This window comes from Bradyrhizobium sp. SZCCHNS3052 (assembly GCF_032484495.1).
Classification (GTDB): Bacteria; Pseudomonadota; Alphaproteobacteria; order Rhizobiales; family Xanthobacteraceae; genus Bradyrhizobium.
The window spans coordinates 213,294-237,214 of record NZ_JAUETB010000005.1; the positions used below are offsets into that span (position 1 = coordinate 213,294).

The 23,921-nt window shown below is 65.5% G+C and carries 25 protein-coding genes; 2 read left to right on the forward strand and 23 right to left on the reverse strand.

The window, feature by feature from the left end:
* Positions 1-14 precede the first annotated feature (14 nt).
* The 5 genes from QX073_RS18915 to QX073_RS18935 all read right to left on the reverse strand — a co-directional run bounded on the left by QX073_RS18915 (position 15) and on the right by QX073_RS18935 (position 5,271).
* Entirely contained in the window at positions 15-1,568 is a 1,554-nt protein-coding gene (locus QX073_RS18915) for an AMP-binding protein (protein WP_316169832.1), read from the reverse strand.
* A gap of 81 nt (positions 1,569-1,649) precedes the next feature.
* Positions 1,650-2,282 (reverse strand): hypothetical protein, encoded by a 633-nt coding sequence (locus QX073_RS18920; protein ID WP_316226163.1) that lies wholly within the window; start codon positions 2,280-2,282, stop codon positions 1,650-1,652.
* On the reverse strand, positions 2,279-2,809 hold the full coding sequence (locus QX073_RS18925; protein ID WP_316187328.1) for a c-type cytochrome: 531 nt from the start codon (positions 2,807-2,809) through the stop codon (positions 2,279-2,281). Before QX073_RS18925 ends, QX073_RS18920 begins: the two co-directional genes overlap by 4 nt.
* Positions 2,810-2,876: 67 nt before the next feature.
* On the reverse strand, positions 2,877-4,655 hold the full coding sequence (locus QX073_RS18930; protein WP_316226164.1) for a PQQ-dependent dehydrogenase, methanol/ethanol family: 1,779 nt from the start codon (positions 4,653-4,655) through the stop codon (positions 2,877-2,879).
* 91 nt (positions 4,656-4,746) lie between these two features.
* Positions 4,747-5,271 carry a copper chaperone PCu(A)C gene (locus QX073_RS18935; RefSeq protein ID WP_316226165.1) on the reverse strand — a complete coding sequence of 175 codons (525 nt, stop codon included), beginning with the start codon at positions 5,269-5,271 and terminating at the stop codon, positions 4,747-4,749.
* A 140-nt stretch (positions 5,272-5,411) separates the two neighbouring features.
* Here QX073_RS18935 and QX073_RS18940 point away from each other — a divergent pair, with 140 nt between their 5' ends.
* Both QX073_RS18940 and QX073_RS18945 read left to right on the forward strand, forming a co-directional pair.
* On the forward strand, positions 5,412-6,125 hold the full coding sequence (locus tag QX073_RS18940; protein ID WP_316226166.1) for a GntR family transcriptional regulator: 714 nt from the start codon (positions 5,412-5,414) through the stop codon (positions 6,123-6,125).
* A 100-nt stretch (positions 6,126-6,225) separates the two neighbouring features.
* Positions 6,226-6,912: a GntR family transcriptional regulator gene (locus QX073_RS18945; RefSeq protein ID WP_316226167.1), complete on the forward strand. Its 687-nt coding sequence runs from the start codon at positions 6,226-6,228 to the stop codon at positions 6,910-6,912.
* A 121-nt stretch (positions 6,913-7,033) separates the two neighbouring features.
* Here QX073_RS18945 and QX073_RS18950 read toward each other — a convergent pair whose 3' ends face one another.
* The 18 genes from QX073_RS18950 to QX073_RS19035 all read right to left on the reverse strand — a co-directional run bounded on the left by QX073_RS18950 (position 7,034) and on the right by QX073_RS19035 (position 23,739).
* Positions 7,034-8,401, reverse strand: a complete 1,368-nt coding sequence (locus QX073_RS18950; protein ID WP_316226168.1) for a sensor histidine kinase — start codon at positions 8,399-8,401, stop codon at positions 7,034-7,036.
* The gene (locus QX073_RS18955) at positions 8,376-9,833 is read right to left on the reverse strand and encodes a sigma-54 dependent transcriptional regulator (protein ID WP_315769223.1); all 1,458 of its coding nucleotides are present in this window, start codon (positions 9,831-9,833) and stop codon (positions 8,376-8,378) included. The genes QX073_RS18950 and QX073_RS18955 overlap by 26 nt, the downstream gene beginning before the upstream one ends.
* Before the next feature lie 8 nt (positions 9,834-9,841).
* Positions 9,842-10,882, reverse strand: coding sequence for a hydrogenase expression/formation protein HypE (hypE, locus tag QX073_RS18960; RefSeq protein WP_316226169.1), 1,041 nt, complete (start codon positions 10,880-10,882; stop codon positions 9,842-9,844).
* Positions 10,879-12,006, reverse strand: coding sequence for a hydrogenase formation protein HypD (gene hypD / locus QX073_RS18965; protein WP_316226170.1), 1,128 nt, complete (start codon positions 12,004-12,006; stop codon positions 10,879-10,881). Before hypD ends, hypE begins: the two co-directional genes overlap by 4 nt.
* Positions 12,003-12,239 (reverse strand): HypC/HybG/HupF family hydrogenase formation chaperone, encoded by a 237-nt coding sequence (locus tag QX073_RS18970; protein ID WP_315754994.1) that lies wholly within the window; start codon positions 12,237-12,239, stop codon positions 12,003-12,005. The genes hypD and QX073_RS18970 overlap by 4 nt, the downstream gene beginning before the upstream one ends.
* A complete protein-coding gene (hypF, locus tag QX073_RS18975; protein WP_316226171.1) occupies positions 12,239-14,503 on the reverse strand; it encodes a carbamoyltransferase HypF in 2,265 nt (754 codons plus the stop codon). The genes QX073_RS18970 and hypF overlap by 1 nt, the downstream gene beginning before the upstream one ends.
* Positions 14,500-15,480, reverse strand: coding sequence for a hydrogenase nickel incorporation protein HypB (gene hypB, locus QX073_RS18980; protein ID WP_316226172.1), 981 nt, complete (start codon positions 15,478-15,480; stop codon positions 14,500-14,502). The genes hypF and hypB overlap by 4 nt, the downstream gene beginning before the upstream one ends.
* The gene (gene hypA, locus QX073_RS18985) at positions 15,480-15,821 is read right to left on the reverse strand and encodes a hydrogenase maturation nickel metallochaperone HypA (RefSeq protein WP_315713490.1); all 342 of its coding nucleotides are present in this window, start codon (positions 15,819-15,821) and stop codon (positions 15,480-15,482) included. Before hypA ends, hypB begins: the two co-directional genes overlap by 1 nt.
* Entirely contained in the window at positions 15,814-16,914 is a 1,101-nt protein-coding gene (locus QX073_RS18990; protein WP_315769233.1) for a nickel-dependent hydrogenase large subunit, read from the reverse strand. Before QX073_RS18990 ends, hypA begins: the two co-directional genes overlap by 8 nt.
* Positions 16,911-17,414 carry a [NiFe]-hydrogenase assembly chaperone HybE gene (gene hybE, locus QX073_RS18995; RefSeq protein ID WP_315769234.1) on the reverse strand — a complete coding sequence of 168 codons (504 nt, stop codon included), beginning with the start codon at positions 17,412-17,414 and terminating at the stop codon, positions 16,911-16,913. The genes QX073_RS18990 and hybE overlap by 4 nt, the downstream gene beginning before the upstream one ends.
* Positions 17,411-17,623, reverse strand: coding sequence for a rubredoxin (locus QX073_RS19000; protein ID WP_315769236.1), 213 nt, complete (start codon positions 17,621-17,623; stop codon positions 17,411-17,413). Before QX073_RS19000 ends, hybE begins: the two co-directional genes overlap by 4 nt.
* Positions 17,620-18,483, reverse strand: coding sequence for a hydrogenase expression/formation protein (locus QX073_RS19005; RefSeq protein ID WP_315769239.1), 864 nt, complete (start codon positions 18,481-18,483; stop codon positions 17,620-17,622). The genes QX073_RS19000 and QX073_RS19005 overlap by 4 nt, the downstream gene beginning before the upstream one ends.
* Positions 18,480-18,926, reverse strand: coding sequence for a hydrogenase accessory protein (locus tag QX073_RS19010; RefSeq protein ID WP_315769264.1), 447 nt, complete (start codon positions 18,924-18,926; stop codon positions 18,480-18,482). The genes QX073_RS19005 and QX073_RS19010 overlap by 4 nt, the downstream gene beginning before the upstream one ends.
* Positions 18,927-19,163: 237 nt before the next feature.
* The gene (locus QX073_RS19015; protein WP_315736711.1) at positions 19,164-19,454 is read right to left on the reverse strand and encodes a HypC/HybG/HupF family hydrogenase formation chaperone; all 291 of its coding nucleotides are present in this window, start codon (positions 19,452-19,454) and stop codon (positions 19,164-19,166) included.
* Between the two features lie 22 nt (positions 19,455-19,476).
* Entirely contained in the window at positions 19,477-20,064 is a 588-nt protein-coding gene (locus tag QX073_RS19020; protein ID WP_315825313.1) for a HyaD/HybD family hydrogenase maturation endopeptidase, read from the reverse strand.
* A gap of 14 nt (positions 20,065-20,078) precedes the next feature.
* On the reverse strand, positions 20,079-20,822 hold the full coding sequence (gene cybH / locus QX073_RS19025) for a Ni/Fe-hydrogenase, b-type cytochrome subunit (RefSeq protein WP_316226173.1): 744 nt from the start codon (positions 20,820-20,822) through the stop codon (positions 20,079-20,081).
* 13 nt (positions 20,823-20,835) lie between these two features.
* On the reverse strand, positions 20,836-22,626 hold the full coding sequence (locus tag QX073_RS19030) for a nickel-dependent hydrogenase large subunit (RefSeq protein ID WP_315713498.1): 1,791 nt from the start codon (positions 22,624-22,626) through the stop codon (positions 20,836-20,838).
* A 21-nt stretch (positions 22,627-22,647) separates the two neighbouring features.
* A complete protein-coding gene (locus QX073_RS19035) occupies positions 22,648-23,739 on the reverse strand; it encodes a hydrogenase small subunit (protein ID WP_315713499.1) in 1,092 nt (363 codons plus the stop codon).
* Positions 23,740-23,921: the final 182 nt, after the last annotated feature.

A 23,921-nucleotide genomic window follows, 5' to 3' on the forward strand; every position in this document is an offset into this window, starting at 1 on the left:
GCCATTGCAGCGACTCACTGCGAGAATCTCTTCTTCAGCTCGCGATGCAGGATCTTGCCCGTCGCGTTGCGCGGCATCTCGGCGTCGGTGATGAAGGCGTAGGAGCGCGGCCGCTTGAAGCCGGCGAGTCGTTCTTTCGCCCATTCGACCAGGTCGCTCTCCTTCACCGCCATGCCGTCGCGCGCCACGATCACGGCATGGACCCGCTCGCCCCATTTGTCGTCGGGCAGGCCGATCACGGCGATGTCCTTGACGGCCGGATGGGCCCCGACCTGCGCTTCGACCTCGGAGGGATAGATATTCTCGCCGCCCGAGATGATCATGTTGCTCTTGCGGTCGGCGAGATGGATGTAGCCGTCGGCATCGCGGCGCGCCATGTCGCCGACCGAGCAGTAGTCACCGCGGAACGCCTCCGCGGTCTTCTCCGGCAGGCGCCAATAGCAGTCGAAGGTGTGCGCGTTCGACGAATAGAGCTCGCCCGCCTCGCCGTCCGGCACCTCGTGGCCGGCCTCGTCGAGAATGCGGATCGGTGCGGCGCCGACACACTCGCGCCCGACCGAGCCGGGCTTGGTAAACTGCTCATGCGGATGCAGCATGGTGACCCAGCCAGTCTCGGTCGCGCCATACAGCTCGTAGAGCCCGGACTTCGGAAACATCTCCATCACCTCGCGCTTGGTCTCCGGGCGCGCCGGCGCCGAGGAGATCATCAGCTTGGTGACGGCGCTGAAATCATGCTGCGCGCGCACCGCGCGCGGCAGATCCAGCATCATGATGTAGTGCGTCGGCACCAGCGACGTGAACGTGGAGCCGCCATCGGCGAGCGTCGTCACGGCGTGCTCGGGATCGAAACTCTTGCGCGAATAGATCGAGTTGACGCCGCCGATATAGCCGAACGCGCCGAAGAAGTTCAGCGAATTGGCATGGCACATCGGCATCACCAGCAGCGCGCCGTCGTTGCGGCTCAGCTTCAGCTCGATCTCGGTGACCATCGACAAGAGGACGGCGCTGCGATGGCTGCGCAGCACGCCCTTGGGCTTGCCGGTGGTGCCCGAGGTGTACATCAACGTCCAGGGATCGGACAGCGCGACCTGCTGGTCCGGCTCGCGGTCCGCAGCCGCGGCGATGACGTCCTCGTAGCCGCGATAGCCTGCCGGACGCGGCCTGGTGCCAAAGTGGATGAAGCGGTCGTCGGCGATGCCGAGATCCTTGCGGGTCTCCTCGACCAGGCCCACGAGTTCGTCCTGCACGATGACGGCGGCCGCTTCGGCATTCTGCACGATGAACTGCATCTCGGGCGCGGTGAGGCGGAAATTGATCGGCAGCGCCACCAGGCCGGCCTTGGCCGTGGCTGCATAGATCTCGCACCATTCGACACAATTGTAGGCGAGGATCGCAACCCGATCGCCCTTGGCAAGGCCGAGCCCGAGCAGCGCGTTTGCGAGCCGGCACGCGCGCTCGTTCCACAGCGCAAAGCTCATCGCACGTTCGAGATCTCGGGCACCGGTGCGCTCCGGCGACATGCGCGCATGGGCCGACAGCATCTGCCCGAAATTCAAGAGATCCCTCATCGTCGTTTCCTCCCGGCAACCGGGTTCACGACGCCGACTGGCGCGCGCCTCCAGCGGAGCGCGATGAAGGTCGGCGGCGGATTAGTTGATATCCTTGGTGATCCGCACCAGCGTCTGATCGACGAAGCTCTTGGCGTCCTGATCCGGCTTGCGGAACAGCTCGCGCTCGACCGTCAGGGTCCGGCCGGGCACCGTCTTCTTGCAGACCTCGCGCAGGAACACGCCCCCGACGGGCTGCTCGCCTGCGGTCGGCTGCTGCTCCTTGCACTCCCAGCCCTCGGCGCCATAGCGCGACTTCACCTGGTTGCCGAGCAGGAACGCCTTCTTGCGAATATAGAGCCGCGCCTTCGGATCGGTCTCGATCGTCAGGCCGGTGACGGTGCCCTTGTCGTCGACCAGGACCGTCAGCAGCACGGGATGACCGGCCACCTTGGTGCCGTCCTGGCTGGTCTCCGGATCGAAATCGAAGCGCACCGCATGCCGCGCCTGCTCGTCCGCGGGACAGTCGCGCCACGCCGACCACACATTGAGCTTGCGATTCGGGTCCTTGGCGCAAGTCAGATTGACATAGCCCTCATTGGGCAGGTCGCCGACCGGCATGCCGACGGTGATGTCACGCAAATCGTAGTTCGGCACCGCCTGCGCGGAGGCCGCATGCATCACGAACGACAGCACGAACGTGGCGAAGATCGCAGCGCAGGTTGACCGCTTCATTTCGATGGCTCGCTTGCAGGCTTGGTGGCATTCGCCTTGTAGATATCGCAGACCCGCGACGTGTTGCCGAAGAAGGCGGTGCACTCGTCGTAGGTCGGTTCGCCGCGCCCCTTGATGTGCGCGAGCACGTAGTCTGCGACCGCCTCGATGTCGTTCGGCCGCAGGAACACGCCGCCTTCCGGCGGCATGCGCTCGCCGACATCCTGGCGGCTCATGCCGTAGCACTTCGCCGTGTCATAGGAGCCGCGCGCGAAGTACGGCATGCCCGTCCCGGGCCGGCCGCAGGTCACGGTCTCGATGATCTGGTCACGAGTGAGCTGCGTCCTGCGCAGCGACAGCGCGTCGCCGCCATAGCCGCCACCGCCATTGCCGTGCCATTTGTGGCAGCCGACGCAGTTCGCGCGCTTGAACACGGCCTTGCCGGCCTCGGTCGGATCCGCCGGCGCCGCGGACTGCGCCGACGCGAGCGAAGCGGAGCCGAGGACGAGAGCCGACGTCACGGCGAACGTGATCGCACTGAGTTTCATCTGATCTTCTTGTCGAACAGGGGATAGGAGGCGGAGCGGAGGCCATGCCTCCGCTCCGCAGCCGACTTCACAGCGAGAAGACGTAGAGCATCGAGCCGGGCTGGATCTTCTTCAGCTCGGGCGTGGATTCGATGAACCACTTGTCCCAGGCGCCGCCGAGACCGACCAGAATCGCGACATACTGCTTGCCGTCGACCGAGAACGTCACGGGAGGCGCATTGACGCCGCCACCGGTGTTGAACTCCCACAGCTTCTGCAGGGTCTTCGCATCGAGCGCCATCACCTCGCCCGAGGGCTGACCGGTGAAGACGAGGTCAGGCGTCGACAGCATGCCGCCGAGATTCGGGAACGGCGTCTCCATCTTGCCGGCGATCTTGCCGGTGGTGACGTCGATCGCGGTCACGCTGCCCGTGATCTTGAACGGCTGGCTCGGTCCGCCGCCGGTCCAGAACTCGCGCGGCTTCAGCTTGTCCTTGGTCGCTTCTTCCACGGTGATCCGGTTGCAGCTCTCGATGACAGGGATGTACCAGAGCTTCAGGTCCGGATTGTACGAGGTCGGCGGCCAGTTCTTGCCGCCCATGTTGCCTGGGCAGATGTCCGCGACCTTGTTCTCACGATGCGGCGACACCGACGCATTGTAGCGCTGCACCGGGTTCTTCGGATCATACTCGATCGGCTTGCCGGTCTCGGCATCGAGCCCCTTGGTCCAGGTCACCTTCTTGACGAAGGGAAGGCCCCAGATGAACTTGCCGCTGGTGCGGTCGATCGCATAGGCAAAGCCGTTGCGGTCGGCCTCGAGCGCGAGCTTCAGGGTGGAGCCGTTCGGCGCGGGCACATCGACCAGGACATTCTCGGCGACGCTGTCATAGTCGAAGGGATCGTTCGGCGTGTGCTGATAGTGCCACTTGATCTTGCCGGTGTTGGCATCGAGCGCCAGCGAACTGTCGGTGTAGAGGTTGTCGCCCGGACGATAGGCGTTGTCCCAGTCCGGACCGGGATTGCCGACGCCCCAGATGATGGTGTCGGTCGCCGGGTCGTAGGTCCCGGTCACCCAGGTCGAGCCGCCGCCGGCCGCGGCCGCGTCGTTGCTGTCCTTCCAGGTCTCGCTGCCCGGCTCGCCCTTCCCCGGAATGGTGTGGGTGCGCCAGACCTCCTTCTGCGTGCCGAGATCGGTCGCCGCGATCCAGCCGCGGATGCCGTATTCGGCGCCGGCCACGCCCGAGATCGCCATGTTCTTCACGATCAGCGGCGCACCGGTGATGACCTCGCCCTTGTCGGGATCGGCGACCTGGCGCTGCCAGGCGACCTGTCCGGTCTCCTTGTTGGTTGCGATCAGGCGGCCGTCGAGCGTGTGCGAAATGACGACATTGCCCCACAGCGCGACGCCGCGATTGTCGACGCCGCAGCAGGCGATGGCGCCGGCCCAGTCGTGATCCGTCTTCGGATCCATCTTCCAGACCAGTTGGCCTTTGCCACCGCGCGCGTCGATCTTGTAGACCGAGCCCCAGCCGTCGGTGACGTAGATCATGCCGTTCTCGACGATCGGCGTGCCTTCGAGACCGCCGTGGCTCCAGATGCCGCCGCCCTCGACGCCGCCGAGATGCATCGTCCAGGCGACCTTCAGGTTCTTGACGTTATCCTTGTTGATCTCCTTCAGCGCCGAGAACCGTGTGCCCGAGTAGTTCTTATGATGGTGGAGCCAGTTGCCGGCTTCGTTGTCGGCGTTGAGAAGCCGTTCGGGGGTCATCTCGTCGGCGGCCTGCGCCGGCGATGCAAGCTGGAAACAGGCGAAGGCTGCGCTGGCCAGCAGCACCGCCCGCAGGGTCGACCTGACGTTAGTCCTCATCGTTTCCTTCTCCCATTATATTGATTATGAGTTGGAGCGAATACCGCTCCGCCAAGCGCGACGGCGGAGGGCAGCAGGCGACAAACACGCTTCAAGGGGACTTGCGAACCTCGACCTCCGTTTCGATGGATCCTGCTTTCTGGAACACGATCGTGCAGGTGAAGCGCTTGCCTGGCTCGAGCGGCTCCCGCGTCTGCAGCAGCATCACGTGATAGGCGGTCGGCAGCAGCACCAGCGTGCTGCCCGCGGCAATCGGAATGTTGGGAATGGAGCGCATCGCCGGCGCGCCTTCGCCGCGGTCGACGGTGTGCCGCTCCGAAAAATTGGCGATCGGACAACGCACGCGCATCAACGCTTCCGGCGCGGTCGTGTCATTCTTGATCGTGATCAGCAACGGGATGTCGCGTCCCACCTCGGGCGCCGCCGGCACCCACGCATCGGACAAGGTCAGGCCTTCTCCGGCCGCCCCGAGCGCAGGCGCCATCGCGGCGAACGACGCGACCGAGGCCACCAGCAATGCCCGCGACACCGCCAGCATGACGCCGGCGCGCACGCTGCCCTCCGAGCGCGCGGACCAAACCTGATCGCGCTCCAGACTGGTCGGATCTTCCGACAACGGAGTCCCTCCCCTATTCGGCCGCCTCTTTAACTTGCCTTAGTGCGGCGTCCTTTTTTGAATTCGTACTCTGAATTCGAATACGTCGCAAATGGATTTTCGGTCTTGACATGCTAATGTCCGGCAAAATGTGATGACCCATGCGAATCGTGCCCGCCGCTCCCTCTCTGGTCGACCAGGTCGTCGAAGCCATCACTGACGAGATCGTCAGCGGCGTTCTCGCGCCGGGCTCGCGGCTGATCCAGGACGATCTGGCCCAGGCTTACGGAGTGTCGCGCCAGCCGGTTCAGCAGGCGCTGATCCTGCTGCGCGGCTGCGGGCTGGTGCAGAGCGCGCCGGGCCGCGGGTTGATCGTGGCGCCGCTCGACCCCGGCTTCGTCCGGGACCTCTATGAGATGCGCGCAGTGCTCGAAGGCCTCGCGGCGCGACTGGCCGCCGAGCGGGCGAGCGATCGCGCTGCGCGCGAAGGTCCGGCCTACATCGCGGCCGGCTACGAGGCGGTGAAGAGCGGACTCGTCAACCGCAAGATCGAGACCGACATCGCCTTCCATCGCTTCCTCGGCGACCTCTCCGGCAACGCGCTGATCGGCGAGACGATGGCACCGCATTGGCCGTGCCTGAAGCGGGTGATGTCCGACGTGCTGCAGAAGGAGCAGAGCATGTCACGGATGGTCTGGGACGAGCATGAGGACATTCTTGCAGCCGTCATCGAGGGCCGCAGCGTCGAGGCCGAACGGCTGAGCCGGGAGCACATTTCGCGCGCGGCCAGCGTGTTCATCCATCACCTCGAAATCCAGCAGGACAGCAAGTCCAAGCAGCGGCGGACGCTCACTGCGCGGAAATTCCCGCTATGACTCCGTTCAAACCGACAGCGGCCGCAATGCGAGCGCTGGGCTCCGGCACGGCAGCCTCGCATTCGCGACCGGACATCACACCTGATCCCGTGGAGGCCGTGTGCCGCCGCTGAAGACCCAGCCGAGCCTGACCGAACGCGTCTACGAGCGCATTCTCTCCGACATCGTCGGCGGGGAGTTGCCGGAATCTGCCCGCCTCATCCAGGACGATCTGGCCCGCGACCTCGGCGTCTCGCGCCAGCCGGTGCAGCAGGCCCTGCTGCTGCTGCGCAATCAGGGCTTTGTGCGCGAGGCGCCGGGCCGCGGCCTGGAAGTCGCGCCGATCGACACCGACTTCATCCGCAACCTCTATGAAATACGCGCGGTCGCCGAGGGCCTCGCCTGCCGGCTCGCGGCGACCCGCGGCGCCAAGCGAGCGGCCGAGGAAGGCCCGAATTTGATCGAGCAGGGCCGGAGCGCCGAGCGCGAGCATTCGGTCGAGAAGCTGATCGAGGCCGACGTCAAGTTTCATGAATTCCTCTACGAGATCTCCGGCAACTCCGTCATCCAGGACACCACCCTGCCGCATTGGCTGCATCTGCGCCGGCTGATGGGCGAGGTGCTGATGCGCGACGAGACGCCGCGGCGGATCTGGGATCAGCATGAGGACATCCTGCGGGCGGTGATCGCGGGCGATGCGCAGACAGCCGAGGATCTTGCCAGGCAGCACATCACGCGAACCGCAACCGTGCTGCTGGCGCGGTTGACCAATCAGCGCGAGCGCGTGCCGGTCGCAACGGCGTCCTGATCACCTCGGGCTTGGCTTCTGCCCGCAACATCCGACGGCACCGCCGTCAGGAACCCCAGCATCGTTTCGAAGGGATACCCAGCATCCCACTTCAGCGTCGGCAGCAGCCCCGCCGCTATGGTCAAGCCGCCGGCAAGCTGAAAGAGAACGTGGCGCCGCCCTGCGGCTCGTTGCTGGCCAACAGCTCGCCGCCGTGCTCGCGGACGATGCCGTAGCTGATCCACAGCCCGAGCCCCGTCCCCTCCCCGACGCGCTTGGTCGTGAAGAACGGCTCGAAGATGTGGGTCAAATGATCCTTGTCGATGCCGGGGCCGTTATCGGTGATGCGAAAGACGATCTCGCTGCCCTGGCGCGCCACCGCGACCAGAAGGCGCGGCAGGTCGGTCGATCGCATCGCGTCGATCGCGTTCTCCACGAGGTTGACGATCACCTGATGCAGCTGGCCTTCGTTGCCGGAGATCCACAGATCCGGCTCGACCTCGATCTGGATGTCGACACGATGCTGCTTGGTGCGCCCTGCCCACAGCACGGCGGTATTGATCAGTCGCTCGATGTTGACGCGCTCGACCTCGCCGAGCTTTGAGAACGACAGGCGGCGCAGGTTCTTGACGATCTCGCTGATGCGCACCGCGCCTTCCAGCGTGCCGTCGATCAGCGGCCCGAAATCCTCGAGGATGGCGTCGATCCTCAGATCCGAGCGAAGCGCGGCGATGTCCTCGCTGACCGGCTGCTCATGGATGGCATCGAGATAGCCGACCAGCGAGGTGCGGTAGCGCATCAGGGTGTGGATGTTGCCATAGACGAAGCTGATCGGATTGTTCAGCTCGTGGGCCACGCCGGCGACGAGCCGGCCGAGGCTCGCCATCTTCTCCTGCTCGACCAATTGCCGCTGCGCCCGCTGCAACTCCTGATGCGCCTTGTGCAGGGCCTCATAGGCGCGGCGCAGCTCGCCGATCGGACGGCCCGTCAGCACGACGCCGATGAAGCGGCCGCGATGGTCATGCCGCGGCGAGCTGTTGATCGCGAACAGATCGGAGCTGACGCCGGCCGCCGCGGCAAAGCGCAATTCACCGTCGACCACATCGGCGCTGCTGCGCGGCTTCAGCAGCGAGGCGAGCTTGGGCCGATGATCGGGATCGATCATCTCGGCGATATCGCGACCGGCGATGTCGGCCAGGGCCCGTCCCGATGTGTGCAGGAAGGCGGAGTTGGCCTGCTGTACCGTGCCCCTGGCGTCGCAGACGACCAGGATGTCGGAGACGGACTCGATGACGTTGGTGACGAAGGCCTGGGCTTCCTCGAGCTCGGCGTTCTTGTGCTCGAGATCGACCTCGTAGCGCAGCAGGTCGGAATAGACCTCGTCCATCTTGCGGATCACTTCGATCCACACGCCTTCGCGCTCGCTGTCGAGTTCGAGCGTACTGCTGCTCGCGATCAGCTTGAGCAGCGTGTCAGCCCCGGACTCAGGAGAGTGAGTGGCCTTTGCCATGTTTCTTCAGATCGTATCTCGACAATTTGTTCCGGAGCCCCACCCTTGACAGGCCGAGCTCGCTGGCGACGCGACTGATGTTACCATCATATTTCTCCAGACAGTGGACGATGATGGTCTTTTCGAGATCCTCGACCTTGTCCTTCAGGCTCCCGGAACCGTTGAGCTTACCATTGGCGATCACGGGCGCGGCGCGGCGGCCGTTGCGCCGGCCGGCGAACGGCGGACAGCGCAGCTCGTCGGCATCGGCCAGCACGGCCATGCGCTGGATCTCGTTCTGCAACTCGCGAACATTGCCGGGCCAGTGATAGCGGGAGAATTCCTCCAGCGCCGCCGGTGCGAACCGCAGATGCGGCCGGTTGAACGATGTCTTCACCGCCGACAGCACGCCCTCGGCGATCAGCGGAATGTCCATCGGACGCTCGCGCAAGGACGGCATGTGCACCGGAAACGCGGCGAGCCGGTAGTACAGATCGCGGCGGAAGCGGCCGGCCTCGACTTCGGCCTCGAGATCCCGGTTGGTGGCCGCGACCACGCGCACGTCGACCTGGCGCACGCGCTGCGCGCCGAGCGGCCGGATCTCGCTCTCCTGCAGCACGCGCAGCAACTTGACCTGAAAGGCGGGGGATGTCTCGCCGATCTCGTCGAGAAAGATGGTGCCGCCGTCGGCGACCTCGAACAGGCCGATGCGGTCCTGATAGGCGCCGGTGAACGCGCCCTTCTTGCAGCCGAACAGCTCGCTCTCGAGCAGCTCATCGGGCAGCGCGCCGCAATTCTCGACCACGAAGGCCTTGGTGGCGCGCGCAGAGCCATAGTGAATCGCACGCGCCAGGAGCTCCTTGCCGGTGCCGGATTCGCCGGTGATCAAGACCGAGATGTCGTAGTCGGCGGCGCGCCGGCCGAGCTCGATCACGTTGCGCATCGGGCTCGCCGCCGAATGCACGATGCGGTCGAAATCATAGAGCTGCTTGGCGGCGCCGCGCTTGACCGACACCACCTTCTTGATGTGGGCCGGCGTGGCCTTCACGTCGACGCCGGCGGTCTCCGTCTCCTTCTGCAGCCGGTACAACTGCACGGCCTCGCGGACGATCTCGATCAGGCGATCCGGCTGCCAGGGCTTTGTGATGTACTGATAGATGCCGGCCTCGTTGAGGCCGGCGATGATGTCCTCGGAGTCCGAATAGCCGGAGATGATCATCCTGACAGGGTCGGGCCACATCTCGCGCACGCGCTTCAGGAAGCTGACGCCGGATTCCTGCGGCATGCGCTGGTCGCAGATCACGGCATGCACGATCTCGCCTTCGAGCAGCTTCTCGGCGTCGTTCGTGTTGCCGGCACACAAGACCTCGAAGTCCTGGTTGAGGACGCGGCGCAGCGCCTCCTGCGACCGGACCTCGTCATCCACGACCAGTATCGTTCCTTGGATCCCCATCGCGCGTCTCAGCAGATCCGCGGCAACTGCTCGCCGGACAGCCAGTCGACGATACGGCCGCCGCCGAAGCTCGTCGCCATCTGGACGAAGCGGTGATCATCGGCCACGGCTTCGCCGATGTCAGCCGCATCGCGGCCGAGCGGATGCGCCCTCATGGCGGCGAGCACGGCGCCGGCCAGATCGGGCGCGACGATCGCGACCAGCTTGCCCTCATTGGCGACGTGGAGCGGATCGAGCCCGAGCAGCTCGCAGGCGGCAGCGACCGCAGGCTTCACCGGAATCGCGTCCTCCTGCAGACGGAAGCCGAGATTGGACTGCTGCGCGATCTCGTTCATCGTGGCCGCAACCCCGCCGCGCGTGGGATCGCGCATCAGCCGGATGCCGGCGCCGCCGGCTGCAACCATGTCGGCGACGAGCCCGTGCAGCGAGGCCGAGTCGGAGATGATCTCGGTGTCGAAGGTGAGGTTCTGGCGCCGCGACATGATCGCCACGCCGTGATCACCGAGGCTCCCGGACAACAGCACGCGGTCGCCGGGCCTGGCCTTGTCGGCCGAGAGATCGAGGCCGTGCGGCAGCACGCCGACACCGGCCGTCGAAATGAACACGCCATCCGCCTTGCCGCGCTCGACCACCTTGGTGTCGCCGGTGATGATCGCGATGCCGGCCTCGCGCGCCGCCTCGCCCATCGCATCGGCGATCCGCTTCAGGTCGGCAAACGGAAACCCCTCCTCGATGATGAAGCTTGCCGACAGATACAGCGGCCTGGCGCCGGCCATGGCGATGTCGTTGACCGTGCCGTGCACCGCCAGCGAACCGATATTGCCGCCGGGGAAGAACAGCGGCGAGACCACATAGCCGTCGGTCGTCATCACCATGCGGCCGGCGGCGACGTCGAACGCCGACTGGTCGTTGCCGCGCGCCAGCCATTCATTGCCGAACGCCTCGTGGAACAGGCCGGCAATCAGTTGCGCCATCGCGCGACCGCCGGCGCCATGCGAGAGATCGACGCAGCCGTTCTTCATGTCGAGCCGGCGCTGATGCATGCTCATGATGCAAGCCTCCGCTGATGGTCGCGGAAGCGGCCATAGGTCCAATGCGCCGCGCAGGCGCCTTCCGACGACACCATGCAGGAGCCGATCGGCGTCTCCGGCGTGCAGGCGGCGCCGAACAGCCGGCAGTCCACCGGCTTCTTCAGGCCGCGCAGAATGGCCGGACATTCGCAGGCCGGATTGTCGGCCACAACCAGCTCGGACATGGCAAAGCGCAGCTCGGCGTCGAGATGCGCGAAGCCGGGCCGCAATCTCAATGCGCTCGCCGGAATGCTGCCGAGGCCGCGCCATTCGAACTGGTCGCGCAGTTCGAAGATCTCGGCGACCTCCCGAATGGCGCGCTGATTGCCGCTGGCGTTGACGGCGCGACGGTACTGGTTCTCCACCTCGTGGCGGCCGTCATTGACCTGCTCGATCAGCATCAGGATCGCCTGCATCATGTCGAGCGGCTCGAAGCCCGCGATCACGACGGGCTTGCCGTCATCGCGCGCGAACGGCGCATAGGGCTCGGTGCCGATCACGGTCGAGACATGCGCCGGTCCGACGAAGCCGTCGATCTCGACCGTGTCGTCGCTGTCGAGGATCGCGCGCATCGCCGGCGGCGTCAGCACGTGGTTGCAGAACACGGTGAAGTTCGACAGCTGCTTCTTCTCGGCGGCCCGGATCATCACGGCGGTCGGCGGCGTCGTGGTCTCGAAGCCGATGGCGAAGAACACCACCTCGCGACCAGGATTCTGCTCGGCCAGCGCGATCGCATCCAGCGTCGAATACACCATGCGGATGTCGGCGCCGCGCGCTTTCGCCTTGAGCAGCGAGGACCCGCGCGAGCCCGGCACGCGCATCAGGTCGCCATAGACGCAGAGGATGACCTCGGGCCGTTCGGCCAGCGCGATCGCCATATCGATGCGCCCGGCCGGCAGCACGCAGACCGGACAGCCGGGGCCATGGATCATGCGCACATTGTCGGGCAGCATGTCCTCGAGGCCATAGCGCGCGATCGCATGGGTATGGCCGCCGCAGAATTCCATGAAGCGATAGGCGCGCGCCGGATCCGCCTTGGCGCGGATGGCGCGCGCAAGACCCGTCGCCAGCTCCTTGTCGCGAAACTCGTCGGCATATTTCATGGTCTGACCTCCGCCACAGCCTCACCCATCTGCCGGAGCAGGTCGAGCGTCTCGCGCGCCTCCTCCGGATCGATCTTGGCCAGCGCGTGGCCGACATGAAGGATGACGTAGTCGCCGACGGCGATCTCCTCGATCAGCGCGACCGAGACCTCCTTGCTGACGCCGTCGATCGAGACGATCGCCATGTCATCGGCCAAGAGCTTGATCACCTCGGCAGGAATGGCCAGGCACATCAGACGGTCCCTCCAGACATCATGTTGTTTTGTGCGAGATGCAGACCGGCCACCCAGGCCTGTCCGAGGCTGAGGCCGCCATCATTGGGCGGCAGCCGGCGCGGCAGCAGCGGATCGAGGCCTGCGGACCGGCAGCCGCGCACGATCTGTTCGGCCAGATGCGCATTGAGAAAACAGCCGCCGCTCAGCACGATCGTACCGATGCCGGTCGCACGCGAGGCTCTCACGATCCAGTCGACGCAGGCCGCGGCCAACGTGCCGTGAAACAGCCCCGCCGCTTCGACGGCGTCGAGATCACGCGCGATCAGATGCGCGAGCAGCGGCCGCAGCGACAGCACGCCATCGGCAATGGTCCAGCCGCGCTCCAGCGCCGCGGGTTCGCGCACCAGCGCTTCCAGCTTCATGGCCGCCTCGCCTTCGTAGCTCTGCACCGCGCTGACACCGAGCAGTCCGGCCACGGCATCGAACAGCCGGCCGGCGCTGGTGGTGACTGGAGCATCGGCACGATCCAGCAGCATGGAGATGTTGCGCGACTGTGGCTGGGCCGAGAAACGATGCCCGATCTCGTCACCGCGACCGATGTCGTGCAGCACGGAAGCCGCCATCCGCCACGGCTCCCGTGCGGCCCGGTCCCCGCCCGGCATCTTCAACGGAGCGAGATGGCCGAGGCGCCGGAAGCCCGCGCCGTCGCACGACAGCAACTCACCGCCCCAGGCTCCGCCGTCGCTGCCATAGCCGTAGCCATCCAGCACCAGCGCGAGAGCGGGACTGGTCACGCCATGCTCGGCCATGACGGAGGCCGCATGCGCCTGGTGATGCTGCACCGGCAGCGTCGGCAGACCTCGTGCCTGCGCGAACCGCGTCGACGCCATGTCCGGATGCAGGTCATGCGCGATCGCGACCGGCTGGACATCGAGGATGGCGGTGAGATGCGCAATCGCCTCCTCGAAGAAGCGGATCGCGGCCGCCGTGTCGAGATCACCGAGATGCTGCGACACGAACGCCTCGTTGCCGCGCGTCACCGTGACCGTCGCCTTCAGGTGAGCGCCGACCGCGAGCACCGGCGGCATGGTGCGCGCGAGCCGGATCGGCTCCGGAACATAGCCGCGCGCACGCCTGACGAAGCGGGGAACGCCGGCCACGACGGCAAGCACGGAATCGTCGGCGCGGATGACGATGTCCCGGTCGTGGGTGACGATCAGGTCCGCAATGTCGGCAAGATCCGCGAGCGCCTCGGCGTTGTCGGTCAGCAGCGGCTCCCCGCTCGGATTGGCGCTGGTGCAGACCAGCGCCCATGGTCCGTCGGCAGCCGCGCGGCGGCCCGCCTCCAGCGCATGGAAGATCAGATGATGCAGCGGAGCGACCGGCAGCATCACCCCGATCTTTGCGAGGCCTGGTGCGACCGAGGACGCAACACGCTGGCGTGAGCGCAACAGCACGATCGGCCGCGCCACCCGCTCCAGCTGCGCGCGCTCAGGCGCATCGATCTCGGCAATCTCAGTTGCGGCGTCGGCCGTGGCCAACATCACGGCAAACGGCTTGCCGTCGCGCTGCTTACGCGCGCGCAGCCGCCGGACCGCCTGTTCATCCTGGGCGTCACAGAGCAGCTGATAGCCGCCGAGACCCTTGATGGCGACGATCCTGCCACTCGCGAGCGCGGCTGCGATATCATCGATGCCATGGCTGAGCCGCGGACCGCAGCGCGGACACGAGATCGCCTCGGCATGAAAGCGGCGCCCTGCAGGATCTTCGTAGTCGGACCGGCACGCCTCACACATCGGAAAGTGCTTCATCGCCGTGGACACGCGATCGTAAGGCAGGCGCTCGGCGATGGTGAAACGGGGGCCGCAATGGGTGCAGTTGACAAAAGGATAGAGATGGAAGCGGCTGCCGGGATCGAACAGCTCGGCCAGGCATGCGGCACAGGTGGCTGCGTCCGGCACGATCCGCGTCGTGACGCGCCCGCCCACGCTCCCGGCGATCCGGAAGCCCGTGCCGGTACCGGCCGCGATCGGCTCGACGGCGATGTCGTCGATGCGCGCCAGCGGCGGTGTCTGCCGCGGCAGAGCCTCGACGAATTCGGCGACCTCGTCGCCCTCGACCTCGATCAGCACGCCATCAGCATCGTTGGCGACGAAGCCGCCGAGCCGATGGCGGGTTGCCAGACCATGGACATAGGGACGAAAGCCGACGCCCTGCACGGCCCCGCGGACGCGGAGCCGGAGGCGCGTATGGTTCGCCGATGTCCGGCCGGGCGTGCTCATCCCCGCACCGCGTTCGCTGCGCCCGCCCGCATCCGCTCAGACTGCTTCCTGATCCAGGCGTAGAACGCCGAAAGGCCCTCGCCTGTCTTCGCGGAGATCGTCAGCACCTCGATCTTCGGATTGACGCGGCGGGCATATTCGATCGTCTGCGCAAGATCGAAATCGAGCACCGGCGCCAGATCGATCTTGTTGATCAGCATCAGCGATGACGCTGCAAACATGTCGGGATATTTGAGCGGCTTGTCCTCGCCCTCGGTGGTCGAGAACACGACGATCTTGCAGGCCTCGCCGAGATCGAAGGCGGCCGGACATACGAGGTTGCCGACATTCTCGATGAACAGCAGCCCGCCGCGCAGTGACGGCAGCCGGCCAAAGGCTTCGCCGACCATGGCCGCGTCGAGATGACAGCCCTTGCCGGTGTTGATCTGGATCGCCGGCACGCCGGTGGCGCGGATGCGCTCGGCATCGTTGGAGGTCTGCTGGTCGCCCTCGATCACCGCGACGGGCCGACTCTGCTTGAGATCGGAGACGGCGCGGACCAGCAGCGAGGTCTTGCCGGCGCCCGGGCTGGAGACGAAGTTGAATGCCAGCACGTCATGCGCGGCGAAGCGCGCGCGGTTTTCTGCCGCGAGCCGGTTGTTCTTGCCGAGAATGTCGCGTTCGATCTGGATGATGCGCCCGCTGGAGAGACCGGCAACCTCCTGCCCGGCCGGATTGGCCGAACAGTCGACGTGGTCGGCAGCATGATCATGATGATGATCATGCGCGCGACCGTGATCATTATGGTCATGATCGTGATGGTGACCATGCTCGTGATCATGATCATGGTGATGATGGCCGTGATGGTGATGATGATGTCCGGACTGATCATGGCTGTGATCGTGTCCATGAGCCCGATGATGCTTACCGTGATCGTGATGATGATCACCGGATTCGACGGAGGGCTTGCCGTCGCTGCAGCCACACACCGTGCACATTACTCGACCTCCAGCTCCTTGACCCGCATGTCCTCACCGCCCGTGACCTGCAGCTGATGACTGCCGCAGGCCGGACAAGACTGATAGCGTTGGCTGATCTCGACGCCGCGCGAGCAGCCCAGGCACCATGCCGTGCCCGGCTGTTCGATGATCTCGAGCGCTGCCCCCTGCAACAGGGTCTTCGCGGTCACCGCCTCGAAACAGAATCGCAGCGCCTCCGGCGCGACATGGCTGAGCGCACCGATCTCCAACCACACGGTCTTCACCGTGGAGAAGGCGCCCTTACGTGCCTCCTGCTCGACGATCTCGACGATGCCTTCGCACAGCGCCATCTCATGCATCGGCCATCCCCCGGAACGCCAGGTGATAGCCGACGCAGGGATCGAACGATCCGACCATCGTATGGATGGCCTGGCGATCGACGGTGCCGCGCAGCGCAACCCCCGTGAGGCTCCTCACGACAGGACCGCGCGGGTGAAAATTCCATTCCGTCGGCGCCAGATACTCGAAACGCGAGACCGCGCCGTGCGCATCCAGCTCGATCGCGTGATGCAGCCGGCCGCGCGCGCATTCGACTGCGGCGGCACCGCGCCGCGACCCGAGCGCGTAGCTTGCGACGGCATGCGGGTCGGCCGCCTGGTCCTCCGCCTCGCCGGTCTCGATCCAGCGGAACAGCTCAGCAATCTCAGCGATCTTGGCTGAGAGGCGTTCGACGGGACCAGCCGATGCCAATTGATGGCGCTCCGCATAGCGGGCCCAGACTCCGGTCTCCGGAACGCGGCCGTCGAGCTCGGGAGCCTCAGCAAAGGCAGATCCCACGTCGATCAATTGCGCGACGATGGCGCCATCATCGGCGGCCGACAGGATGCCGTGCTCGGCCGGCATGTGCCTCCATCCTCCATCATCGGCGGCCTTCCGGGCCGCGTCCATCATCGATGCAAGCAGAGTTCCCGGCAGAACCGGTTCCCCTGGCAAGCCTATGCCCAGAGCCACCATGCCCGTCTTGATCTGAGACAAGGTTGCAGCGCGAGATTGCTGCGAGACGCCGGAATGCGTCTGTAGCGCCGCGATCGCCTGCAAGAGCCGTTGAACCGGCTGCGCAGCACTACGATTGTCCGCCATTGAAGCGATCAGCAGACCGCGCATGAGTTCGGCGAAGCGTTCCGTCAGCACGGCCTCGATCCGACGATGACGCGTCGACGGCTTCGCCTGCTCGCCGCGCGCCGCTTCCAGCGCCGAGAGCAGCGCGACCTGATGCGCACCGGCGCACAGCGAGAACAGCCGCGGCAGGGCCGCAAGCAGCATCTCGGCCGGCTTGCCGGCGAACAGCCGTCCCAGCGGCGGCCGCGTGCGCGGCTGAATGTCGACGCCTGCGATCCGCCGATCGGCGACCGACAGCGTCACGTCGATGCGGTTGCGAAAGCCGAGGGTCATGCGCGGCCCTCGGAGAGGGTGCCGCGCAGGAACGCGCGGCGATCGATCGTGCTCGACGCCTTCGCGGCGCGTTCGGACAACGCCTCGTCCTCAGGTGCCGCCATCAGCGCGGCCAGCGCGGCCTCCGCCGCCGCACGCGCCGCGGCCATGTCCGCGAACTCGAACATCGGCGAGAACAGCGAGCAGCTCGCGATCCGCCCGATCCCGGCGATATCGCCGATCGTGAACTCGAACGAGCCGGCCGGAAGCACGATCTTGACGACGGATCCCGCGGAGCCCTGGGCGGCCGGAGTGACCAGGTTCATGAACCAGGGCGTGACGACGATGCCGAGGATGCGGCCCTCAACCACCGAAAATCCGATCGCCTCGACGTCGAGCGCGTGGTGATAGATCGGCAGCTCGCGCATCGCACGCGCGCCGATCCCACGATAGACGCCGGCGAGACGCTCGCCCCACGCGACCGGCGTGACGTCAGACCTGCCCTGCGCGTCAGCGCTCATTGCTCGACCACCATGAACTTGGTCTTCGGCGCGTCGCAGTTCGGGCAATGCCAGTCGTCCGGCAGCGCCGCGAACGGCGTGCCCGGCGCAATCTGGGCGACGCCATCACCTTCGGCCGGGTCGTAGCGCGTCCAGCAGATGCCGCACTCCAACAGCGCGTCATCAGCGAGATCGCTGCGGACACCGTAATTCTCGAAGCCGCCGTTCATGTGAAATAGGCCTCGATGATCTGGGTCAGGCGCTCGGCCGAATCCTCGAAATCCTCGGCTGCAGCGAGCGCGACCACCGGCACGCCGCCGACTTCGAGGGTGTCGAGAATGATCGTATCCATGGCGTTGAAGAATTGCACCGACCAGACATGGCGGATGCCGGTCGCGAGCACGCGGCAGGTGCCGTAGCCGCGCGACATCAACTGGATCGGGCCGTTGCCGAGCGTCTGCTGCATGAAGCTCATGTCGGCCGGGCTCATCGGCAGCAGCGTGAAGTTGATGGTCTGCGAGCGCTGGCCCGGTCGCCAGGACAGCGCGCGCTCGCGGATCTCGGCGAGCACCGGCAGCGCGTTCATCGTGCCCTCGGGCACCGGTCCGATCGCGATGTCATTTGCGGTCAGGTCGGCGGCCGCGCGCGACACGATCTCCGGCACGGCGCCGACTTCGATGTAGTCGTGGCGCTCATCCGCTTCCAGCCGCACCCGCCAGATGCCGGCGAGCACCGATTCCTGGATCTGGGCCAGCGTCCCGTCGGGAAGAGCCACGACGCCCGCAACCTCGCCCTCGCCCAGCACGTCGTCGATCAGCCGCCGCTCGAGATCGTTGAGGCCTTCGAGACGGAATAATTGCGTCGGTGCGCCGGCCGTCTGCGCCGCGGTGGCGGATGCAATCGTCGACAGCAGTTCGACCGCGCGCGGACAGCTCCGCGCCAGCGCCTCCGAGTCGAGCGAGGCCAGCTTGGCCAGCGCTCCGGAGGCGGTCAGCCCCTTGTGGGAGGTATCGAGCGCCTCTTCGCCGATCGGAAAGATGTTGACCGGCTCCTCGGCTCCTTCAGGCGCGATCCAGAATCCCGGCTTCATCGCTCGACTCCCGCAGGCTGATGGACTGGGACGATGCTGGCGACGACCGCCGCCGTCGCGCCCTGCGGCCGGTCGATCAGCCGCGAGATGCGATCGACATAAACAGACCAGTCCTGGATCTTGGCAATCAGGCCGAGCGTCTCTCCCCCGCGGCACAGGATCAGGCTCGGCTGCACACGCACGCCGAATCGCGCCCCGATCTCGGCCTCCGCTTCGCGCGCGACGACCGCGCCGCGCAGCCGGCCCTGAAACGCCGTGATCAGCTCCGGCAGCACGATGGCCACGTCCAGTGCCTCTGGAAACCGCGCGGGATCCCCGGCCGACAGCAGCACGGCGACAAGCCCGGCGCAATCAGCCTCGGAGAGAAAGGCATCGACGGTGCCCGTATCGACCTCCGGCAACCCGCCTCGCGCGCGCGCGGGGTCACGCTGCTGCATTTCCATCGGTGTTTCTCCCTGACCAGTTATCGTTGCCATATTCCCCATGATCAGCAATCGACGTGCCAGACGCCCACGCGGGGCCAAGAATTCTCAAGACATTGAAATATATTAAGTTTTTATTGCAACTAAAGGATTGCGCGAGAAATCGGAAAGGTGCTTTCCAGGCAAGGTCTGCAAACTTACTTCGTCTATGGAAATCTTGTTATCAGTAATTTGGCGCCGCCCGAGGGCATGACGCCGCTACCGCAGATGCTCCGGAAGCTCCGGCTCGCGCCCGATCAGATCCGCAAAGAAGTCATCGCAATTCTCGCCGTTCACGGCCGCCTGCAGGCCGCGCAGCGCTTCGCCGATCAGCCGCGCCTCTTCGTCATCGAGCAAGCGAACGGCGTTGTCGATATAGACGAGCACCTTGGCCCCCACCGGCGGGTTCGACAGCAGCAACACCGAGACGCGGCGCTCCTCGCCGTCGAAGCTGCACAGCGCCGAGACGCCATCGGTCTCCAGGATTGTCATCGGCAGGCCAAGACACATGGCGGATTCCCTCGCGGCGCGGTCAATCGGCCGTGCGCGCCCCCAGTTCGTAGCTGTGATGGTCGATGTCGTTCGCGAGCAGGCGTTCGTCGCCGGCGAGCGGTGCACGCCGCGACACGGCCGGCGAGCCCCATTCCGCCAGCAGGGCGCAGGCCAGCTCGATCGCCGGCGCGATCTGCGCACGAACCGGCGCCGTCAGCGGACCGCCCCAATCCTCGAGGTCGAGCGGCTGGCAGCCGATCAGCGCAAGCCGCTGCGGATAGCGGCCGAGCAGGTCGGCCGCGCTCAGTACTTCCTGGAAGCCCGTCTGGTGGAGGCTCATCTTCTTGGCGCCGGTGAAGCGCGGCACCTCGTCGTCGCGGACGAGCTTGAGCTCGCCCGGCACCAGGCCATAGTCGATGGCGTCGAACACGATCAGGCCGTCGGCTTCCTCGACATAGTTGACGAGGTAAAGTCCCTGCGTGCCGCCATCGAGGATCGTGACATTGTCGGGCACGGTGAAGCGGCGGTGGAATTCCTCCACCACCCGCACGCCAAAGCCTTCGTCCGCCCAGAGAATGTTGCCGATCCCGAGCACCAGAATGCGATCGCGCCCGCGCTCATCGACCATGCCGGCCCCCCCTGCTACTCGCGGAACTGCCGCTCGCCCGAGATCATCGAGGAGATGATGCTCTGACGTGACATGATGTCTTCGCGAATGGCGGCATAGACGTGCACCATCACGAAGGTGACCAGCGCCCACATCCCGAGATGATGCCAGGTGTGGACGTCCTGGCTGTTCGGCCAGATCGCGAACACCCAACCGAACAATTTGTGCTGCCAGCTGTCGATGCCGGTGCCTTCCGAATAGAGCGCAAAGCCGGTGACGATCATGAAGGTCACGAACAGCGTGAAGCCGGTAAACATGGCTGTCTGCGCCAGGGGATTATGGCCGACATACATCTTCGGCTCACGCTCAAGGAAAGCGTACCAGCGGATCTCGTGCAGCACCTCGTTCCAGAACTGCTTGCGGTGCACCGGAATGTAGAAGATCTGCCGGGAGTGGTGGTTGCCGACGAAGGCCCAGAAGATGCGGGCAAGGAAGAACACCGCCAGCACCTGTCCGGCCGCGAAATGGGCAAAGCGGATGTAGCCCATCACGAAATTCGCCGACGCCTCGCCTTCGACGCTGGGGAGCGGAGTCCCGATCAGATAGCCGGTGATCATCAGCACGACGATCGCGAACGCATTCACCCAATGGCAGATGCGCACCGGTGCTTCGTACACATAGACCGTGGGCCGGCCGACCGCGTGTTCACCGGCGGCGTCGGCCGCGATCGCCGCAAGGTTGGGCTCTGCCTCGGCGGGACGTGCAATGGCATCCATCATGGTGCGTCTCCCACTACCTGACCGTGACCGTCGCCATTTGCTGGCCGTCCGGGCTCATCACGTGGGTCGAGCACGCGAGGCACGGATCGAACGAATGGATCGTGCGCAGGATCTCCAGCGGCTTCTCCGGATCCGCCATCGGCGTATCCATCAGGGAGGCCTCGAAGGCGCCGATATTGCCCTTGGGATCGCGCGGCGAGCCGTTCCAGGTCGTCGGCACGACACACTGGTAGTTGTCGATCTTGGTGTCCTTGATCTTGATCCAGTGCGCCAGCGCGCCGCGCGGCGCCTCGGTGAAGCCGTAGCCCTTGGCCTCCTTCGGCCAGCTCTCCGGCTTCCACTTCTCGATGTTCGCGGTCGAGGAATCGCCGGCCTTGATGCGTGCCACCAACTTGTCCTGGAAGTAGCGCATCTGGTTCGCCGCCCATTCGCATTCGAGCGCCCGTGCCGCGGTGCGGCCAAGCGTGGAGAACAGCGCTGTGACCGGCAGGTTCAGCGTCTTCAGAAGCCTGTCGGTCGGCTCCTTGAACTCCGGTCGCCCTTGCGCATAACCAATGATGTAGCGCGCCAGCGGTCCGACCTCGACCGCGTTGCCGCGCCAGCGCGGCGCCTTGATCCAGGAATATTTTCCGCCCTCGTCGAGCTCCTTGATGTCCGTCTTGGTGCCCTTGGCGTTGGGGCCGAGCTGGTAGTTCGGCTCAGTGACGCCGTCCCAGGGATGCAGCCCCTTGCTCTCGTCGGGATATTTGTACCAGGAGTGGGTGACGAACTCCTGGATCTGCTCGGGGTCGCCGTGATCGATCGGCAGGATCTCGTTCAGATTCCCGTTGAGGATCACGCCACGCGGCAGCTTGAGATTCTTCCCTGAATAATCGTTCGCATTCTCCGGAATGTCGCCGTAGGACATCACGTTCTTGCCGGAGAGACCGCCGCCATAGAGCCAGTCCTTGTAGAAGGAGCCGATCGCCGCCACGTCGGGCAGATAGACCTTCTGCACGAACTCGATCGAGCGATCGATGATCGAGGAGACGAGGTTCAGCCGCTCCATGTTGATCGCACCGACCGCGCCGGTGCCGTCGACATTGATCGCACACGGCACGCCGCCGACCAGCCAGTTCGGATGCGGATTCTTGCCGCCGTAGATGGTGTGGATCTTGACGATCTCCTTCTGGAAGTCGAGCGCTTCCAGATAGTGCGCCACCGCCATCAGGTTCGCCTCCGGCGGCAGCTTGTAGGCCGCATGACCCCAATAGGCGTTCTTGAACGGACCGAGCTGACCGGACTCGACGAACTTGGTCAGCCGGATCTGCAGGTCCTTGAAATAGCCCGGCGAGGACAGCGGCCAGTCCGAGACCGACTGCGCCAGCGCCGAGGTTGCCTTTGGATCGGCCTTGAGCGCCGAGACCACATCGACCCAGTCGAGCGCATGCAGATGATAGAAGTGCACGAGGTGATCGTGCACCTGCAGGCAGAGCTGCATGATGTTGCGGATCGAGTTGGCATTATCGGGGATCATGATCCCCAGCGCGTTCTCGACCGCGCGGACCGAGGTCAGCGCGTGCGTGCCGGTGCAGACGCCGCAGATCCGCTCGGTGAAGGCCCAGGCGTCGCGCGGATCGCGGTTCCGCAGGATGGTCTCGATGCCGCGCCACATGGTGCCGGTCGAGACCGCGTTGCGGATCACGTTATTGGAATCGACATTCACCTCGACGCGCAGATGGCCCTCGATGCGCGTCAGCGGATCGACGACGACACGCTTGCCGGAATTGTCGAGATTGAAGCCGTTGGGAGTCTGGATGCCCATCGTTGCCTGCCCTGAATTCGATTAATGATCTTGCTTGGCGTCGTCGCGCTTGCCGGCGAGCCGCTTCACGGCCGTCACCGCCGCATGCGCCGCAACCGCTGCGCCCACCGTGCCCGCAGCCACCATGCCGACCTGGTCGGCGTTGTGCTCGATGCCGAACTGCTTGATGTTGGTGAGGCGGTCGTAGAACGAGCCCTTGTCCCAGAAGCCGTCCTCCGAGCAACCGATGCAGCCGTGACCGGACTGGATCGGGAACGACACGCCGCCGTTCCAGCGCACCGTCGAGCAGGCGTTGTAGGTGGTCGGACCCTTGCAGCCCATCTTGTAGAGGCAGTAGCCCTTGCGCGCGGCCTCGTCGTCCCACTCCTCGACGAACTGGCCGGCGTCGAAATGCGGTCGGCGATAGCACTTGTCGTGGATACGCTGTGAGTAGAACATCTTCGGCCGACCCTGGCGGTCGAGCTCGGGCAGCTTGCCGAACGTGGTGATGAAGGTGACGACGCCGGTCATGACCTCGGCGATCGGCGGGCAGCCCGGCACCTTGATGATCGGCTTGTTGGTGATGACCTTGTCGATCGGCGTCGCCTGCGTCGGATTCGGCTTCGCCGCCTGCACGCAGCCCCAGGACGCGCAGGCGCCCCAGGCGATGATCGCCATGGCGTCCTCGGCCATCATCTTGAGCTTCTCGACGAACGGCTTGCCGCCGTCGATGCAGAACATGCCGCCCTCGTTCAGCGGCGGATTGCCCTCGACTGCAAGAATGTACTGTCCCTTGTACTTCGCACGCGTCTCTTCGAGGATGGCCTCCGCCTGGTGGCCGGCCGCCGCCATGATGGTGTCGTCATAGTCGAGCGAGATCATCGACAGCACGGCATCCTTCACCAGCGGATGCGCCGAGCGGATGAAGCTCTCCGAGCAACACGTGCATTCGAGCCCGTGCATCCAGATCACCGGCGTGCGCGGCTTGGTTTCGAGCGCGTTGGCGATGCGGCTGGCCGCGAGCGGCCCGAGGCCGAGGCTCGTTGCGGTGAGGCTGCAGAACTTGTGAAAGCTGCGCCGCGTGATGCCCTGACGCCTGATGACGCTGTAAAAAGTTTCCGTTGCCGCGCCCATGAGTCCTCCCCTGACATCGCGTTGGCGATCATCTGATCGCGTTCTGGCGAGAAGGACAGCAAGATGCGGGCCAGCATCATTGCTGGATTTGAATCATAATGATTCCAGATGCTTGCAGCAGCGAGGCCGCGATCGTGGATCCTTGGAAGGCGGATCGCGCGCGATAATCGGAAATCACGCGC